This window comes from Bacillus sp. PK3-067 (assembly GCF_056738645.1).
On record NZ_CP096490.1, the window covers coordinates 2,531,988 to 2,551,274 of the forward strand.

18 protein-coding genes are annotated in these 19,287 nt (G+C 33.6%); 15 read left to right on the forward strand and 3 right to left on the reverse strand.

Annotated features, from left to right (window positions below; all coding sequences use genetic code 11):
• Positions 1–23 precede the first annotated feature (23 nt).
• From M1D73_RS13030 to M1D73_RS13055, 6 genes are read left to right on the forward strand one after another with little or no spacing between them, the layout of a single operon-like run.
• Positions 24–1,487 (forward strand): distal tail protein Dit, encoded by a 1,464-nt coding sequence (locus M1D73_RS13030; protein WP_349917176.1) that lies wholly within the window; start codon positions 24–26, stop codon positions 1,485–1,487.
• Positions 1,484–6,007, forward strand: a complete 4,524-nt coding sequence (locus M1D73_RS13035; protein WP_349917178.1) for a phage tail spike protein — start codon at positions 1,484–1,486, stop codon at positions 6,005–6,007. Before M1D73_RS13030 ends, M1D73_RS13035 begins: the two co-directional genes overlap by 4 nt.
• A gap of 15 nt (positions 6,008–6,022) precedes the next feature.
• Positions 6,023–6,385, forward strand: coding sequence for a hypothetical protein (locus M1D73_RS13040; RefSeq protein WP_271143461.1), 363 nt, complete (start codon positions 6,023–6,025; stop codon positions 6,383–6,385).
• A gap of 37 nt (positions 6,386–6,422) precedes the next feature.
• Positions 6,423–6,707, forward strand: coding sequence for a hypothetical protein (locus tag M1D73_RS13045; RefSeq protein ID WP_000435483.1), 285 nt, complete (start codon positions 6,423–6,425; stop codon positions 6,705–6,707).
• Between the two features lie 14 nt (positions 6,708–6,721).
• Complete coding sequence (locus tag M1D73_RS13050) at positions 6,722–6,952, forward strand: phage holin (RefSeq protein ID WP_001243443.1); 231 nt, start codon at positions 6,722–6,724, stop codon at positions 6,950–6,952.
• A 16-nt stretch (positions 6,953–6,968) separates the two neighbouring features.
• Complete coding sequence (locus tag M1D73_RS13055; RefSeq protein WP_349917180.1) at positions 6,969–7,679, forward strand: peptidoglycan recognition protein family protein; 711 nt, start codon at positions 6,969–6,971, stop codon at positions 7,677–7,679.
• Positions 7,680–8,106: 427 nt separating this feature from the next.
• On the opposite strand, the gene M1D73_RS13060 is transcribed toward M1D73_RS13055, so the two are convergent.
• Entirely contained in the window at positions 8,107–8,463 is a 357-nt protein-coding gene (locus M1D73_RS13060) for a hypothetical protein (RefSeq protein WP_481158033.1), read from the reverse strand.
• A 69-nt stretch (positions 8,464–8,532) separates the two neighbouring features.
• Entirely contained in the window at positions 8,533–9,486 is a 954-nt protein-coding gene (locus M1D73_RS13065) for an outer membrane protein assembly factor BamB family protein (protein ID WP_481158034.1), read from the reverse strand.
• Positions 9,487–9,803: 317 nt separating this feature from the next.
• Between M1D73_RS13065 and M1D73_RS13070 the strand changes: the two genes are divergently transcribed.
• From M1D73_RS13070 to M1D73_RS13085, 4 genes are all read left to right on the forward strand, one after another.
• Positions 9,804–11,486, forward strand: coding sequence for an RNaseH domain-containing protein (locus M1D73_RS13070; RefSeq protein WP_121868614.1), 1,683 nt, complete (start codon positions 9,804–9,806; stop codon positions 11,484–11,486).
• Between the two features lie 207 nt (positions 11,487–11,693).
• A complete protein-coding gene (locus M1D73_RS13075; RefSeq protein WP_098212942.1) occupies positions 11,694–12,458 on the forward strand; it encodes a DUF3959 family protein in 765 nt (254 codons plus the stop codon).
• A 143-nt stretch (positions 12,459–12,601) separates the two neighbouring features.
• Positions 12,602–13,018 (forward strand): DUF3995 domain-containing protein, encoded by a 417-nt coding sequence (locus M1D73_RS13080; protein ID WP_000905568.1) that lies wholly within the window; start codon positions 12,602–12,604, stop codon positions 13,016–13,018.
• A 121-nt stretch (positions 13,019–13,139) separates the two neighbouring features.
• The gene (locus M1D73_RS13085) at positions 13,140–13,343 is read left to right on the forward strand and encodes a hypothetical protein (protein ID WP_000878369.1); all 204 of its coding nucleotides are present in this window, start codon (positions 13,140–13,142) and stop codon (positions 13,341–13,343) included.
• Between the two features lie 329 nt (positions 13,344–13,672).
• On the opposite strand, the gene M1D73_RS13090 is transcribed toward M1D73_RS13085, so the two are convergent.
• Positions 13,673–13,885: a hypothetical protein gene (locus M1D73_RS13090; protein ID WP_098212941.1), complete on the reverse strand. Its 213-nt coding sequence runs from the start codon at positions 13,883–13,885 to the stop codon at positions 13,673–13,675.
• Positions 13,886–14,094: 209 nt separating this feature from the next.
• On the opposite strand from M1D73_RS13090, the gene M1D73_RS13095 reads away from it, so the two are divergent.
• The 5 genes from M1D73_RS13095 to M1D73_RS13115 all read left to right on the forward strand — a co-directional run bounded on the left by M1D73_RS13095 (position 14,095) and on the right by M1D73_RS13115 (position 19,217).
• Positions 14,095–15,099, forward strand: a complete 1,005-nt coding sequence (locus M1D73_RS13095; RefSeq protein ID WP_000565687.1) for a DUF1835 domain-containing protein — start codon at positions 14,095–14,097, stop codon at positions 15,097–15,099.
• 145 nt (positions 15,100–15,244) lie between these two features.
• On the forward strand, positions 15,245–15,649 hold the full coding sequence (locus tag M1D73_RS13100) for a hypothetical protein (protein ID WP_000282687.1): 405 nt from the start codon (positions 15,245–15,247) through the stop codon (positions 15,647–15,649).
• 159 nt (positions 15,650–15,808) lie between these two features.
• Positions 15,809–17,044, forward strand: a complete 1,236-nt coding sequence (locus M1D73_RS13105; protein ID WP_121868616.1) for a cytochrome P450 family protein — start codon at positions 15,809–15,811, stop codon at positions 17,042–17,044.
• A 267-nt stretch (positions 17,045–17,311) separates the two neighbouring features.
• A complete protein-coding gene (locus M1D73_RS13110; RefSeq protein ID WP_000106396.1) occupies positions 17,312–18,595 on the forward strand; it encodes an MFS transporter in 1,284 nt (427 codons plus the stop codon).
• A complete protein-coding gene (locus M1D73_RS13115) occupies positions 18,585–19,217 on the forward strand; it encodes a Vat family streptogramin A O-acetyltransferase (RefSeq protein WP_098213774.1) in 633 nt (210 codons plus the stop codon). Before M1D73_RS13110 ends, M1D73_RS13115 begins: the two co-directional genes overlap by 11 nt.
• Positions 19,218–19,287 lie beyond the last annotated feature (70 nt).

Here is a 19,287-nt window from a genome sequence, read left to right on the forward strand (position 1 = left end):
TTATAAAGAAATGGGGTGACAGTATGAGCTCTTTTACATTTAACAATATACGTAAGGATTTTATTCAAATAGAAAAGGGATGGAAAAGACCAGCGTGGGCACCGGTGAAAAGGAATTTTCTAAGTGTCCCAGGATATACAGGAGCAAGACTATTAAACACCCAAACGGAAATGCGTGTTTTATCTATTCCTGTAGGAATTATAGTTCCTGAGGGTTCAGATTTGGAAACTATGAAAGAAGAAATTGCAGAATGGTTAATCACAGGCCAACCAGCAGAACTTATTTTTGATATAGAACCAAATAGAACATATTTAGCAGTTGTGGAAGATAGCTTTGATCCAGATGAATTTGTAACACTTGGAATAGGGACAATTAAGTTCATTTGTCCAATGCCATATAAATTAGGCCCTACTCGAACAGTAGATTTTCAAACAGGTGCAAGCGGGTTAATAGCAAATGTTCAAAACAAAGGCAGTGTAGAATCCAATCCAATTATAGAAGTTGAAGTAACGAATCCTTCCACATTTCTTGATGTATGGAATGGAGACAATTATTTTCGTATCGGATGGCCACTTAGCGTAAATCAGATACCTGTCGAAAGAAATCAGCGGGTAATGTGGGATGAAATGTCTACCACTATAGGATGGACGGATGTTCCGAATGCAGAAGATATGGTAGGGGGCGGGGCTTTTAAAGTGGATGCAGGCTCACGCCTAGTTCCGGTTTATTTAGGTGAAACAAATATAAAAGGATGGCATGGTTGCATAGCTAAAAAGAACATCCCACAAGGCCCACTACAAGATTTTATTATGCAGGCGTATGTTGGGTTAAGAAGCTCTCACCCCGATCAAATGGGGCGTGTTGAAATAGGTTTATTAGATGAAAATAGCGACTATGTAGCTCGTATTTCTATGAATGATGTTCATTGGCAAGCAGAACAGAATACAGGGTTCGCTAAGCTTGGTAACAAAAAGAAACCAAACGGCGAGCGAGTGCTTATAAATGAACCTGGAGATCATCCTACTACATGGAATCAATATCGTGGTCGATTATGGTTAGCACGTACCGGCAATAGGTGGGAAGCTTATATTTCTAAGTTTTTATGGAATACCGAAAAGGATGATTCAGAGCGCTTTGTCGTGTGGGAAGATGAAAACAATGTGAATATGGACAAAGTAGCACAAGTTCAAATAAGCATCAGTCAATTTTCGGATAACATGTTTTGTACAGACATGAGCATCGATGATTTGAAAATTTGGAAAGTCAATATGAATACCCAAGATAATCCACCTTATATTTTTGATGTTGGAGATAAAGTAATTATCGATACCGAGCGAAGCCTTGTATCAATCAATGGTAAAAAAGCTATAAACTTAAAAGATATATTCAGCGATTATCCCGTTATTCAAAAAGGAACGAACAAACTTGAGATTATGCCTCCTGATGTAGGAATAGCCAAAATAACGTATAGGGAGCGATTTAGATGAGAACACCAAGCGGAACATTACATGTTGTTGATTTTAAAACGAGTCAAATCGTTTCTAATATACAAACAAAAGATTATTGGGATGATAAACGACATTGGGAAATTAAGAACAATATAGATACATTAGAATTTAAAGTGTTTGATAATACGGAACATGCAGCTACACTCATGCAGCAAAATTTAGTATTAAAAGAAGTGCGTGACGGGCGTATCGTTCCGTATGTTATTACTGAAACCGAAAAGGATTCTAATGATAGATCAGTCATTGCTTATGCATCTGGTGAATGGATTCAACTTGCGAAAGCTGGCATTATTACTCCGCAGAAGGTGGAAGGTAAAACAGTAAATGAGTTTATTGATATGGCTCTTGCAGGTACGAAGTGGAAAAGAGGTAGAACAGAATACGCTGGTTTCCATACAATGACGATTGATGAATTCATAGATCCACTGAAATTTTTAAAAGATATCGCTTCTTTGTTCGAGTTAGAAATCCAATACCGTGCTGAAGTAGTTGGTTCTCAAATTGTCAGTCGCTATGTGGACATGGTAAAGAAACGCGGTCAAGAAACAGGGAAAGAAGTAACACTTGACAAAGATTTAGTAGGAATTAAACGTGTTGAGAACTCACAAAACATTTGTACAGCATTGCTTGGTTTCTCCAAAAAAGAAGGGGAAGGGTTTATTACAATCACCGACATAAATGACGGTATTCCTTATCTTGTGGACAGTGATGCTTTCCAACGATGGAACGAACGTGGTCAACATAAATTTGGCTTTTATACACCAGAAACAGAAGGCGATATAACACCGAAACGTTTAATGACTCTTATGAAAACAGAATTAGCCAAACGGATAAATTCCTCTATTTCTTATGATGTTCAAGCACAAAGTATAGGTCGTGTATTCGGACTAGCTCACGAGCTGATTAATGAAGGTGATACAATCCGAATAAAAGATACAGGATTTACTCCTGAACTGTATTTAGAAGCTCGTGCAATCGCTGGAGATGAGTCATTTACAGACCCTTCACAAGATAAATATGTATTTGGTGATTATCGTGAAATTACCGATCCGAATGAAGAAATGCGAAAACTATACAATAGAGTACTTGTTTCTTTAGGTAATAAAGCCAATAAAGAACTATTAGAACAACTAGAAAAGTTAGCAGAAGAAGCGAAGGGTACAGCCGAACAAGCTCAAAAAGAAAGTAAAGCAGCAAAGGATATAGCAGAAGAGACTAAAGATTATATGAATCAAAACCTTGTAGATATCATAGTGGGAGCTAATCCACCTATTACTAATCTCAAACCAAATAAAACATTATGGCGTGATATTAGCAATGGTAAGCCTGGTATTTTAAAAATATGGACTGGCACAGCGTGGGAACCTGTCGTCCCTGATACAGGACCATTACAGCAAAGTATTAAAGATGTTAAGAAAGATATTGAAACAGCTAAAACGGAGCTAAATCAAAAGGTTCAAGAAGCACAAAATCAAGCGACAGGACAATTCAACGAAGTGCAGGAAAACTTACAAGGTGTCACCCGTACAATTTCTAATATCGAAAATAAACAAGGTGAAATTGATAAGAAAGTAACTAAGTTTGAACAGGATTCTAATGGATTTAAAACTTCTATTGAATCGTTAACAAAAAAAGATACTGAAATAAGTAATAAATTAAATACGGTTGAATCAACTGTAGAAGGTACAAAGAAGATAATTTCTGATGTGCAGCAAACAACAAGTGAGCTTAAGAAAACAACAACTGAAATTAAAGAAGAAGCTGGACATACCAAAGAACGAATGGAACAAATTAATAGTAAAGTTGAGAATATTGATATTGGAGTTAACAACCTTGTTATCAATTCATCTTGTGATAACGAAAAACCTCGAATGTTTGACCAGCCAGGCGAAAGTCAAGTTGGTGGTGTTGATGATATTCGATACAACGAAAAACATCTTGCTATTAAATGCAACAGATATACAGATGCATTTTACCAAATTGGCGGTTATGAGAAATCATTACATGGTTTAGAACCTGGTAAAGAAGTAACCATCTCTGCTGATATCAATTGTGAGTCAGTCGATTATCACTTCGAAATGTTCTACGCAACAAATGCAGAGGGTAGCAACTGGAGAGCATTTGTTGGCGAACTTTACAAAGAATTGAGGATTTGGAAGAGAAGAAGTTTCACATTCAAAATCCCTAATGACACCACTTCTATTATGTTTCGTATTTATTTCGGACGCGTAGTAACATCAAACGGCACGTGGCTTAACTTCAAAAACGTACAGATAGAAAGAGGTAATATTGCGACAGGATATAAACGAGCTTACCAAGATCAAGTAACAACTGATGAATTCACCAAGAAAGCAACCGAGATTGAGAAAAGTGTGGATGGTGTAAAAATTACTGTATCAACTGTTCAAAAAGATCAAGGTACAATGCAAACTACCTTGAATCAAGTTAAACAAACAACAGATTCTAATTCACAAACCATTACAACTCTATCTCAAACACAAGGCAAACAAGGAGAGGTTATTCAACAAAACACGAGTGATATCACACAGTTGAATAATCAAATCAAATCCAAAGTAACAGATACTCAAATGCAAGAATATGTAGGTGGATTAGGAAGCACGAACTTACTGTTTAATGCTGCATTTGAAGACCGAGTAATAAACGCTACTACAGGAGTTGTAACAAGCAGAAAACCGAGTATTTCTAAATGGAGTGTCGGTCCAAACAGCAGTAACTTTACAGCTGTACCAGAAACAGCGAGAAACCATGACGGTATGAATTCCGTTAAATTAGAATCGTCCGGGCAAACGGTAGATAGAAATGCATCTTTCTATCAATCATTACCTGTATCTCCTAACTCCGGTGATTATGTGTTATCTGCATGGTTTTTCACAGATGCAGTTGCTACGATAGATAATACAGCATTTGTAATGATTGAATTTTACAATGGTTCTACTTGGGTTACGAATAAAGTTGTACAACTTGTACCATTACTGACTAATGGATCATGGAAATTTGTTAGTGTAACTATGCCAGCTCCTGCATCAGGTGTTACAACAATACGTTTCGTAGTGGTTATCAGAAAAAACGGTAGACTTTGGGTATCACAACCACAATTACAACAAGGTATTACACCTTCTAGTTTCATGGAGAATCCGAAAGACTATGCCAACTATGACCAACTTGTTGGTGAGATTGCCAAGAAAGTAGCAACTGCTGATTTTGATAGTAAAGTTTCTAAAATGGAAACTACAATCAATCAGCAATCTAACCGTATTGATTTTAAGGCGGAAACTGAAAATGTTTACTCGAAAACAGATGCTGACGGACGTTTTGGAAGTAAAGCAATGGTAGAGAGACATGAAAGTTCTATTACATTAATGTCTAATCAAATTAATTCTACAGTCAAAAAAGGCGATATTATTTCATCTATTAATCAAACAGCAGAGAAAATAACAATTGATGTTTCAAAGCTTGCTATTAATGCTGATACAATGGTGCAGTGGTTAACTGCAAAGGGTATTGATACGAATATTATCAAAATTAATGGCGATAAGATTACCATCGATAAAAACGGCGTTACTATTAAAATGTTAGACTTCCTTTTTGAAGATGAATGGGGAACGAAAACAACCGTTATGCCAAAACGAAATTTAATAGCCGATCATGATTTTTCTAGTGTTCCAAAATTGAACATAGGTAACCCCAATTATCAGGGGTTTGGTGCTGGATACGGTTTACCTTGGAAAGTACAAGGAAACAGTGTAGTGATAGAAAATAACACTTTTATATTTAACTATGAACAAATGGTAAATGCAGTCCGTGTCGACACGTATAATTATCCAGAAACAAAGGTTCAAAACGGGATTCATCCAGGAAACTCTTATACTTTGTCAGCACATTATAGAACTGCACAGATTAACGGTGTGCGTACAACTGCAAAACCACGATTGCAGGTATGCTTTGTTACGCCATTGGATGAAGTGAGTTATAAAATTTGGCACGAAATATATAAAGATTTTCCAGAGCCATCTACATTTTATGGTGAAATTAGAAGGTATAATTTCACGTTTACCGTTCCTAACAATTACAATCCACAAGAACATATGATTGTAATTAAAGTTACAGCTGCAAATGCGCAAGTTTCTGCGGGTAGAGCTGTTTGTGTTTCAGGGATAACATTAGTTAGTGGTAACTATGCTTGCATGTATAACTGGGATCGTACGGCAGCGGAAAGAGCAGACGGTATTCAGCCGTTTCGTAGGATTGCGCTAGGTGATGCCAATACGAATATAGGCATATCTGATGATGGATACACAGTGGATTTCACTACCAACAAAGAGTTTAAATTTTTTACCAATATACGAGCAGTCCAAGGAGTAAATATGGGAGGCAATCAGTTCCAAGGCTGGGGTCATATCCGTTTTGCAGATGGTAATCTTGGACCAGGATTTTATGTGAATACTCCAAATGGTTGGAAATTTAACGCACTTGGATAGGAAGGGGAAGTAAGAATGAATGAGAATCAAATGATGCCACTCCAAGCAGGTGAAAGCTTTCCTTTTATGGGGAGGCTGGTAGGTGCAGAGCGAACAGAGACAGGGATTTCTGTTCAAATACCTGCTGATATGTTAAATAATGCAGGTATTCCAAAAGGTATTAGTAGGGTTGAAGTATGGAGAGAGATGGATGGGACAATAAAGTTTCGAATTGCTACGCTATGTGAAATATGTAAACGCGGAGCTCGTCTGTACGCACTAGATATGGGGTTTGCGAAAAAGAATATTTGTTTAGAGTGTTATACATCACTTACAGGGAATTATCCGTCACAAGAAACTCAAACAACTGAAAATACAACGCAAATAGAGCAGTCATAAGCTGGTCTTTTTTTATTGCCTAAAAGGAGTGTTCGCCATGGAACAAAAGGAGTACGAACGTATTACAAAACTTGAAGTAAAGATTGAATCAATGAACGAAACTATGATGCGAATTGAAAAAAACTTAGAAAGAAATCACAGCAACTATATGGTTCGTACAGAAGTGATTGAGATGTTTAAACTTCGTGATCGTGAAATTGACGACTTAAAACAAGAGCAAGAAAAAAATGATGCTAACAAAAAAGCTCATATATCCATGTGGATTTCAGGACTGTCATTGGCGGTCCTGTTTTTATTTAACATCTTAAATTACATGAAATGAAGGGAGGTGAGAGGATGAGGAACTTTGATACAGCTTCAATTAGCCGTTATGTCGTATTAGTAATTGCTGTAATTAATAGTGTTTTAAATCTTGTCGGATACCAAACGATTGATGACAAAATCACAAATGATTTAGTAGCCGTTATTACAGGGGCATTCACTTTGTATATGGCGTGGAAAAACAACTATTTAAGCAACAAAGGATTACAACAAAAAGATGTATTAGAAAAAAATGACTTACACTAAAAGGAGATGTTCAATAATGGAAATCAGAAAAAAATTAGTTGACCCAAGTAAATATGGTACAAAGTGTCCTTATACAATGAATCCGGAATTCATTACAGTCCACAATACGTACAACGATGCTACAGCAGAAAACGAAGTATCTTATATGATTCGTAATGACAACCAAGTATCGTTTCATATCGCGGTAGATGATAAGGAAGCTGTACAAGGAATTCCTTTAGAACGTAACGCCTGGCATACTGGCGACGGTAACGGGAATGGTAATCGTAAATCTATTGGGGTTGAAATTTGCTACTCTTTAAGCGGTGGAGATAGATATTATAAAGCGGAAGACAATGCAGCTATCGTTGTAGCTCAACTAATGAAACAGTACAATATTCCAATTAGTAAAGTCCGTACACACCAATCGTGGAGTGGAAAGCATTGTCCTCATCGTATGCTTGACGAAGGACGATGGAATAGCTTCATTGAAAGAGTACAAAATGCATATAAAGGTGGAGGTAGTAATATGAAATGGACAATGAGATCAGGCGGATTAGGAGTTAGCTTAGCTCAAGAAATTATGGATAAACTCGCTGAATTCAAAGTGAAGGGGAACTTAGTTTATGAAGCAGATGGTATTTTCTATCTGCAATGTGAACCTGTTGATGACCGTAATAAATTAGGTGCTATCACATGGTATTTTAGAGATTATAAAGGATGGTATTGCGAAGTTTATCAAGTATAAATTGAATATAATAAAAGAATAGTTTGATAGGGAAAATAGGAGCCGTCCTGTTTGAAGTGCACCCCAATTGTTAGACACGAAAGAAAATTGGAGGTGTACTTTTTTATGGTTAAATTTTCACCAGAAGAAAAGAAGCGTCCGATAAACGAACGCCCCAAACACAAGGAAGGTAAAATCATTCCTCTTCGCATATTCTATTATAACCTTAAAACCCAATACATATTAATATAAGGTACACAATAGCAAAGGTAAACCATACTATGTAAAAGCAATGAAGCCTATGTATATGTGAAGTAAAAGTATATTGTCTTGTATTTGTATTAAAATTACTTAGTATTAGGAAGCATCCTTCTTCAGTATCTTCCTGGATAACAACATTTTGTGGTTGCTGATTTTATGAGACAAAATATTTTATAGTATAGGGATTTTATTTTTTTGCTAATTTATTTAAGGTGTTTAAATCTTCTGTTAAGCGTTCTTGAGCTCTTTGGATTTCTTCAGATGTAAGGTCACCATTTTTCATTTTATATTCAAGCCATTCAATATAGCCATTTCCTTCAGTTGGGGTAGGGCAAATATTATCAGTGGTTTTACCTATGGACATAATCGTATTATACGATTTACTATTATTATCTTCTAGCTCTTGAGCGAACAAATAAAGATTTCCTAATTTATCCATAGACAAAGAATTATTATTAGAAAATACAGCTTGTGAAGAAGAAAGGTCAACTTTCCATTTTAGCGAACCATCAGGATTTAATACGTGTATCCCATCGTTTCTCACTCCAGTATAGATTATCCCATTATTATCTAGAAGTGGAGAAAGAGTAACCAAATTATTAGTCGGGTATTTTCATTTGATAGATCCGTCTTTGTTTAATGCAAATAAATTTTTAGTACCACCAACATATATTACTTCATCTTTTTGGGATATGATAGGAGTTCCATATAAATTTTCATTTAAGTCCCATTCAGCTTGTATCGTCCCAGATGGGGAGACAACAAGTATTTTTTTAGAAAGGGTAATATAAATTTCTCCGCTTAAACCTATAGAATAGTTACCTTTTATCTCTTCAGGTAGTTTAAGCTTCCATTTTTCTTCACCGTTATTTTTATGTGCATATAAATAACTTCCAGTTATGGTATAGATTGTTCCGTCAGCAGCAATTAAATTTCCTGTAGAATATAAAGTGCTCCTCCCTAACATACTATTAGATTTCCATTTAAGTGAACCATCAGGATTATATGCTTCTAAACTAGAACCATTAGTACTATAAACATAAATAGTCCCATCTTTTCCTATAGCAGGAGTTTGATAAAACCCTTTATTTTGAGACTTCCATTTAAGTGAACCGTCAGAATTTAACGCATACAAGGGGCCAGCAGAGAAATAGATAGTATTATTTGCCCCAATAGATGCTGGGGATTTTATATTAGATTCTTGAGATGTATATTCCCATTTAAGTGAACCATCAGAGTTTAACGCATATAATTTGTGATTCATATTCCCAGCATAAATAGTTCCGTCATTTCCTATTACAGGTTGTCCTAGAAATGAATTCATACCAGTTATTCTATATTTCCATCTTATGTTATTTACATCCGTACCGTTATATGGTGAGTTGTTGGACCAATTATAAGCTAAAGGTTGATGTGCTCTAGAATCATATTCTCCTTGTTCATATTGAGAACCTTGTGGGAAAGAATTCTCGTATTTTTCTTTTTCGGCACTAATATTAGAAGAATGCGTAAAAGAAGTAATTAGTATCATTACTAAGCTTAGTAATATAATTTTTATTTTTTTCATTAATATACTCTCCTTTTTTATTTTAATTTTTATATTTTAACATTTTTATATAGAGATTTAAATAAGAGAGAAATTAATGAGAATTTTATTATTTATCTGTACCGCAATTTTAATAAAAAAAGTGCTAACAAATTTGCAAACAAACTTGCTAACACCTATAAGAAATAGACATAAATTATCGCTGATATGTCTTCTTTGAAAATAGCTTTAATCAGTAAAATCACACTTATACGAAATGTTCATAAAAATCGTCTTAATATCAAGAATATAATCATCCAGATATTCCTTTACTTTTAAGACGAAAACGAGGCATGATATTGATTTCTACCTCAGAGTTTGCGTCAAATAATAAAAAAATACGGTTTGTAAAACTAAAAATACAACAAGCTACAACCGGCATGAAATGGATTAAGATATTTAGAAATTTAAAAGATGATTTTCAAATAGGGGGAGAGGTGGATTTAGACCATATTCTCCAATATCCGAAAGATTATATTGTAGGAGAAAATAAAAGGGTGTTATTTCCATACAATGAGAGAATTTATAAAGTTCAAGGTACTAAAATAGAACCGGGTATAACAGTAAAGGAAAGAGAGTATTTATTTAAAGAATTTCAGCGTAAATTCTCTTATTTCACAATACTTCCAGAATGTAAAAAGGTAGCTACAAATAACAAAAATGAATTATTTCCTTTATTTGCACCAAAAGGATTAGAGACATTAACATTAGAAGTTTGGTCTGAAGATATAGTGCTGGAAATAGAACAAACATTACTTGAGAGTCAAATTGTTTTGACTAAAGTTGGTGAAAATTCTTATGTATTGAATACAGATTTTCCAGTGTTATTAAAGATTGTGAGATACAATATTGAAAAGGTGTTACAAAATCCATATAAAATGCAATATTGCCAAAAATATAAAACAAATCTTGTAGATGATGTTACGAAAGCTGTCTATGCTACCGCGGGCGAGCGCAGTGATGCGACATTAGCATTAATCGCATTGAAAAATTGTGATGGACGAGAAAAAATTGATCCAAAACAAATCATTAGAGAGGGATTTGCACGAGCAAACCGTATTTCAACATTTATTAATTTATTTATAGGCCAAAGTGTATCTCGTAAAACAATTGTAAATAGTGTTTTTAGTTTATTAGAGCAAAAAGGATTTTTGAAGCGTAGTTGGAATAAGATAAATTTACCTTGTATATATGTTAATTTATCAATTGAACGAATATCGAAATTTGATTTCTTACCTATTCTTTCAAAAATAAAAGGAAAAGAAATTTTATATAAATTATATGGGAATACAGAATGGCAAACGATTGATTACGTATTATTAAATATAAATAAACATAATGCATTTTTATCACAACCATCAAAGAGAAATGATATGGGAGCTCTTTTTAAACAATATGTTTCCGAAACATTAATGGAAATTGTACAATATGCAAAAGAACAAAATGAACAAGTTTATTTCATTGTAGATGCAAATTTGAGAAGGTATTGGATAAAAGAGTTACAAAATAAAGAAATTAATACAGATATTTTACCTGATATTGTTCCAGAGGTGTTAAAGGTTCCAAATTTAAATATTATTAGAATAAATACAGGTTTTGATGTACCAAGTTACGGTGTAATAGAATCTGATGATGCTCTAGATAGCATTGGCTTATATACAGATCAAAAAGGGATGTATTATAGCACTGGTGAATATTCACTTAATTGTAGTGGGATTTTTCAGCGATATATACTTGAAATTTTACCATTGGGTGTAAAACCTGTAGAAAGGGATTATATCGCTAAAATGATACATTACATGTGCTGTAATTCTAGTATGCTTTCGAAAAAGAATGTACACATTACATATTCCATGCATATGGAAAAAGTAATAAAGAGTTATATTACTGACATAGATGCAAGAGAGTTTAAAGAATTTGATGATGAATTGGATGTAGATGTAGTAAAAGTAGAAAAGAAAGATTCAATTATTCTACTTTAAATACTAGTAAACAAATCCTGCTCGTTATATCGATCAGGATTTGTCATTTTTTTATGTAAATAAGGATATCCTTTGTCAAGTATCTTTTCGTTTACATATTTACTTTATGTGCAGACAGGATTAATATGTTTTTTAGAAATACAAAAACTATTTCATATGGAAAAACGATTTTTATTAATTGAAAAAATTTGAAAGGAATGGGGAATTGTGAAGAAATTAGATGTGCTCTTAATGCTATTGAGCGGCCTCTTTCCAATTGCAGGAATTACAAAGCAAATCCCTCTAGAACAATCTATATATATTGGAGGGCTTTTATTTTTTACTAGTTTCGGTAGTTATTTTGCTAAAAAGATGTATTCACGTATATGCAGTTGGATAGCGTATGCGCCATTTATAACACTACTGTTAGTTATTTGGCATCAAGATATTGCAACAAGCTCAATCATAGCAAATGCGAAAATTGCTGCATGTGTCGCGTTAATTCCATGTTTATTCCGTTTTCGTACATATGGACTTACTTTGGGCTTATTCTCATTATGGGCCGCTTTACTATGGGATATAAAAGAAGTACAGTCGTTAGTCATACTTGAACGCATAACGAGTTTAATGACAAGCCATTATGTATATATATTGCTATTAATTGGAGGACTTGTATTAGGAGGATTACTTGCGATGTTCATTCACCGCAAAGAGAAAGATAATCAAGAAAATATAAATCTACTTGGACTAAAAAAGAAACGCAAAAGATTATCAATTAAGATTCGACTTCCAAGATTGCCGAAATTAAAGATGAAACTATTTAAGTTTGGTGGGAAAGAATCTAAAAGTAAAATGCCAGAAAAGATCCATGAGTATAAGTACGAAGAACCAGTTGCAACATATGAAATGACAGAGCAAATAGATCCATACAAAGAAAATGCAGTTCAAGGTCAAACAAGGATGGAACGCCGAAGAAATAGGTATAATGCATAATGAGGTTTAATAACCCCGTAATGACTTATCTTAATATTGATAAATCATTACGGTTTTTTTATGTAATGAAATGAAGGTTGCTAATGTGGGGGGAACAGCATATTTTATAGGTGGGAACCAAAATGAAATAAGGGGAGGATAAAATGCTTATCATTACATATATATCTGCTTGTATATTATTCTTAGTTAGTTTTTTACATGTATATTGGGCTTTCGGAGGTAATTGGGGGACAAATAGTGTTATTCCAACTAAAGCAGGGGAAAAGGCGTTTACACCTCGTGCCGGAATGACATTGGTCATTGCATTATTATTAAGTATGGCAGCAATAATTTTGTTGCAACAAGCAAATATTGTTCATTTTGCAGTTCCTAATGTTATTATTCAAGTCGGTTCCTGGATTTGTATGATCGTCTTTTCTATTAGAGTAATTGGTGAATTTAACTATTTTGGTATCTTTAAACGACAAAAAGATACGCACTTTGCAAGAATGGATACCGGTTTATATATTCCACTTTGTGCATTTTTATCTTTATCTTTCTTATTAGCAATAATTTTGTGAGTGAATAATAGTAGTTTCCGTTCTCAAAATATATATAAACGTGAGAAATCTAAGAGGTAAATAAAAAGGATGTAAGCGCCTTCTTGTCGAAATGTAAATTATTATGAAAGGCGGTGACACTATGAAGTATGTAAAAGTTAGTATGAATGGTGGAAGTGAACACAAATTCTCAATGACTTTAGATCGGTTTGAAGAACTTATTACTACAGAGAATGGGATATTAGAAAATAAATTAGTGTGTATTGAAAATGTAATGATTAATCCTACTAATATATCTTCTGTAGTTGAAAAAATTGGTGTACCGGCTAAGTTTATGGAAGCTTAAAATCGTTAGATAAAAAACATCCATTGAGGATGTTTTTTTAATTTATAATTATGAAATTGTGCAGTGAAATTTTGAGTAGATTTTTTAGCAATGACTATGCATATATTAAGTACCTGAACATGTTGCTTAATACATGCACGAAATAATAAGTACAAGCATATATTATGTAGTAGGACAAGATCTTCGTGTCCTACTTAATACTCAGAAAAAACCTCTAATCACATAAGAGCAGCCAATTGCAGGGTGCTCTTATTTTTTATGAAAATCTACTATGAGCCTTATTTTATAGTAGGATGCAATAATAAAGGGCTATTTTGAAATAGTGTTTTTTAGCCTTTAATTTTAAATTTATCTTTAATGTTAATAAATATTAAAAATAATATGATAGCAGAAATTAAGTTAGATAAGTAGAAATTTTGATGAAACAGTAGTTCAAAGATGACATCGAAAGTAACGAATAAGGCAATAGCAGGTAGTATGCAAATAAATATAAATCTCCAATTTTTTAAGTAATGTTTATAATTTGTAAGTACTTTATCCATAAATATAGCTCCTATATTTTTGTTTTTATATAATTATACATTTAGATACAAGGATTTTCAAAGTAAAAATATTTAGCAATTCAAAAATATAAGGAGAGCTTTTGTTGAAAATCCAGATTGCTGTAGTAATCTGGATTTGACTTTAAAGAACTATACTAAAATGATACACTATAATCTACGTTATTTTTGAAATGAATAGAGGGATTTGTGTGATAGATAAAATTAAAAATGCTGTAGAGGATATGTACGAAGATGAGGCTAAAGATTTACTTCAAAGTATTCTCATACAGTTAAACTTATTAGAAGAAAACTATAGTGAAGATACAATTAAAAATTTGATGGATATTCCGAAACAATTAACAAGTAATCCTACTTATAAAAGGAATGTAAAAGAAAGTACGCACGTACATATTGCTTTTGATGATTCAACGGCTGGTTGCTTAAAATATATGTTAAGTCAAGAAGAATTATTTGAAGAGAGTGTTGTTGCTTTTTCGGAATTTTTTTCAATTGGACCGATATATAGGTTGCATACGAATGAGGGGCAACTAGCAAGACAGGAGTGGTTAATAAATAACTTAACTGCTTATGATAGTTATTTTGAAGAAGAATATTTATCAAGATTTATAGCAACTATAGAAGAACTACATACTATTCCTGTTGAAACACCTATTACAATTTGGAAGGCTGATAATGCACATGAACATGTAGGCCTAAGTTTTGTAATAGCACAATTAAAGGATAAGAAAAACATTCGAGTTATTAATACGTCTGAAGCAAGTAGAGAAATATTAAAACAAGAGTATGATATTCGTGGAACGGGAGAATTACCACCTGAAAGTTTAGCTCTATTCCAAAAAAGTTTTATAAAGTTACCTTATTTAACTGAAGAGAAGCGAATGAAGTTTGAACATGAGTGGGATAGATTATCGGAAAGCATAGAATGTTTAAGAGTGTGGAAAGAAAATGAAGTGCATTTTGTACAAGAAGATTATTTTGATCAATTTATAATTGAATGCGCGAAAAGTGTGGGTGCTGATCGAGAGTTCCTCAAAGCTCCTAGAGTAATTGGTGAAGCACTTGGTCTTGTTGAACAATTGGTTGGAGATACATTCTTAGAATATCGCTTGAAACAATTAATTAAACAAGAAGTATTTGAATTTGAAGGTTCGTTAGATGAAATGCGTTTTTATAGTGTGAAGTTAAGGAAATAATAAACACATTCTATTTTTGAAAGGCTCGTATTTTTAATAATACGAGCTTTTTAAGTTGAATTTGGGCTATACATAAGCTTCCTAGAGAGGGCATATCACATATGAATGATAAAGGTAATGAATGAAAAGAAGGTGATTTGTTAATATGTATAACCAACAAAATTATCCATATGATCAAGCGATGTATTATAATCCACAAAACTACGGGTATGAACCTACAAATGAAGTGAGAGATATTGAACAAGAAGATTACAGACCAGATGATGCGGAGGATGCTCCAACGTCACCACCACCGTCACAAGCGCCATCGTTACCGTCTACATTTGCTTCTCCAGCACAACCAGGCAATATGAAATCATGGATGTGTAACTGTTTAGGAAGATGGGGCTATTTACGTTTACATCGTCCTGGACCTTTTGGAAGGGATTTATGGTTCTTTCCGACTGAAGTGAGAAGAAACGGAGTATCAGGTTACACTTGGCAAGGTGGTCGTCGTCGTAAAGTAAGTTATCGCTATCAACAAATTAGTAATTTTATGTGCTTCGCATAAAGAGAGGTGGGAGAGTAAAACGATTGTACTCTCTCACTTTTTTATTTTTCAATATACGAAGTAAGATTTTGATTAAAAATTTACAATTTTCACGTTTTTATTAGAGTATAATGCATATGTTGGTTGGTTTTCAAAAACAAATGAGAGTGAGGGAATACATTGTCAATGAAAAACAAAGTTGGGTTAAGCATAGAGGATGGCATTAATTTAGCTTCAGCTCAGTTTAAAGAAGATGCGTATGAAATTTATAAAGAATCGCGAAAAAAACAACCTATATTATTTGTAAACCAAGTTGAAATCGGTAAAGAATGGCTCATTACTAGATATGAAGATGCTCTGCCACTTTTAAAAGATAATCGTTTAAAAAAAGATTGGACAAATGTATTTTCTCAAGATACAAAGAACATGTATCTTTCCGTTGATAATAGTGACCACTTAACAACACATATGCTAAATTCAGATCCACCTAACCACAGTCGTTTACGATCTTTAGTTCAAAAAGCTTTTACACCGAAGATGATTGCACAATTAGACGGAAGAATTCAGAGAATAGCAGATGATTTGATAAGTAATATAGAGCGAAAAGGTACATTAAATCTTGTGGATGATTATTCATTTACATTACCGATTATTGTAATAAGTGAGATGCTCGGTATTCCAAAAGAAGATCAAGCGAAATTTAGAATTTGGTCTCATGCTGTTATTGCATCACCAGAAACACCTGAAGAAATAAAAGAGACCGAAAAACAACTATCTGAGTTTATTACATATCTTCAATATTTAGTTGATATTAAAAGAAAAGAGCCAAAAGAAGACTTGGTGAGTGCTTTAATACTTGCAGAGAGTGAAGGGCATAAACTTAGCGCTCGGGAACTATATTCAATGATAATGCTATTAATTGTCGCAGGACATGAGACGACAGTGAATTTAATTACAAATACGGTATTAGCACTTCTTGAAAATCCAAATCAATTACAGTTATTAAAAGATAATCCCAAACTAATTGATTCGGCTATTGAGGAAGGATTGCGTTATTATTCTCCAGTTGAGGTTACAACTGCAAGATGGGCAGCGGAACCTTTTCAAATTCACCATCAAACAATACAGAAAGGAGATATGGTTATTATTGCATTGGCTTCAGCGAACCGTGATGAAACAGTATTTGAAAATCCAGAAATATTTGATATTACACGGGAGAACAACCGTCACATTGCCTTTGGTCATGGTAGTCATTTCTGCTTAGGAGCTCCACTTGCGAGGTTAGAAGCAAAGATTGCTATTACTACTTTGTTTAATCGAATGCCTGAACTACAAATAAAAGGGAATCGTGAAGAAATTAAATGGCAAGGTAACTATTTAATGCGTTCTTTAGAGGAATTACCTTTAACTTTCTAGAATAGTTAAAAGGAGACATGCATACATCAAAAATGATTTACATAGAGTATGTATGTGTTATTTAAATTCGAAACGGAAGGGTGAAGACATCCCAATGATCAACTAATTCTATTTGTAAGAGATCTTCGTTAAAAAACGAAATATTCTTCTGAATAGGGTTAGTCTGTACATTTATAGAAAAGGGATGTATTTCGCTCTGCGAATATATAGTCTTTTTATATGATTTGTGCTGCCTCCTGTTCAGAACATGAAATAGGAGGCTTTTTTATGTCGACAAATGTAGTAACGAAACAAAACAATGGGGTATCACAAGTATTAAAAAATCGGTTTGTACAAGGGATTTTAGCATCAGCATTATTTTTACAAATAGGAATATGGGTTCGAAACTTTGCGGTATTACTATATGTAATGGAAATGACAAAAGGTGATGCTTTTGCTATTTCTATGATTTCAGTTGCTGAATTCGCTCCAATTTTTATTTTTTCATTTATTGGCGGTACCTTTGCTGATAGGTGGAAGCCAAAGAAGACAATGATATGGTGTGAAACGTTAAGTTCCATTTCAGTATTCGCTGTATTAATTACGCTTATGTTTGGAACGTGGAAAATTGTGTTTTTTGTGACACTCATCTCTGCAATCCTTTCACAGTTTTCACAACCATCTGGAATGAAGTTGTTTAAACAACATTTATCAACGGAACAAATTCAATTAGCGATGTCTATATATCAAACGATATTTGCAATATTTATGGTATTAGGACCAATTCTAGGGACATTTATCTTTCATAGTTTTGGAATTTATATTTCAATCATCATAACAGGTATCTCGTTTTTACTTGCGGCAGTTGTATTGTTATTTCTTCCGAAAGATCTTGAAAACGACGTAGAAAAGAAAGATATCACTCTGCTACAGGAGATGAAGGATGGTATTAAGTATGTCAAAAAGAAAAAAGCATTAACTTTGCTAGGGCTTTGCTTTATGGCTGCAGGACTAGGTATAGGATTAATTCAACCATTAGGTATATTTATTGTGACTGAGCAGCTAGGATTATCAAAAGAGAGTTTACAGTGGCTACTAACAGTAAATGGTGCGGGAATGATTGTTGGCGGAGCATTAGCAATGGTATTTGCGAAAAACGTTGCTCCGCAAAAGATGTTAATTATCGGTATGCTTGGTCAAGCAATTGGTATTGGCATTATAGGATATTCTACAAATTTATGGGTGACACTTACAGCTCAGCTTTTTAGTGGCTTAGCTCTTCCTTGTATCCAAATTGGTATTAATACGCTTATTATTCAAAATAGCGATACCGATTTTATAGGTCGTGTAAATGGTATTTTAAGTCCGCTTTTTACCGGTTCAATGGTAGTAACGATGAGTATAGCTGGTTCATTAAAAGAGATGTTTTCATTAAGTATGATGTATGAAGGGACGGCTTTACTTTTTATAATTGGATTATTGTTTATTTTACCTATATACAATTTAAAGCCAGTAATAGCGGTAGAAAGTGAAATAAGTGGTAAAGGAAGTGCCGTACAAAATGAATCCTAATCCAAATGTTAAATACCCTATTGAAGGAAATCAAAACGTTCAATTTATAAAAAATATAATAACAAAACCTAATATACTTGTTGGTGACTATTCTTATTATGATGCGAAAGATGGAGAAACATTTGAAAATCGAGTATTACATCATTATGAATTTCTTGGGGATCGCCTTACTATTGGAAAGTTTTGTTGTATTGCATCTGGAGTTAACTTTATTATGAACGGAGCGAATCATCGGATGGATGGATTTTCGGCATATCCATTTAATATCTTTGGAAATGGGTGGGAGAAGTATACACCTAGTTTGTCTGATTTACCTTACAAAGGCGATACAGTTATAGGAAATGACGTTTGGATTGGTATGGACACAACTATTATGCCCGGAATAAAAATAGGAGATGGTGCAATCATTGCAGCTAAATCTGTTGTGACTAGAGACGTCGCACCATATACAATTGTTGGTGGAAATCCAGCAAATAAAATAAAAGAGAGATTTTCAAATGAAATAATAGAAGAATTATTACAAATTCAATGGTGGCATTTTGACATTGAAAAAATAACTGAAAATATAGATGTGATTGTACGAGGAGATATTGAACCATTAAGAAAGCTAAAAAGGGAATAAAAAATGCATGACAAAGAGTATCATACCTCCGAATTTTGTTAATGATAATAGAACAAGGAGGTGTGATACT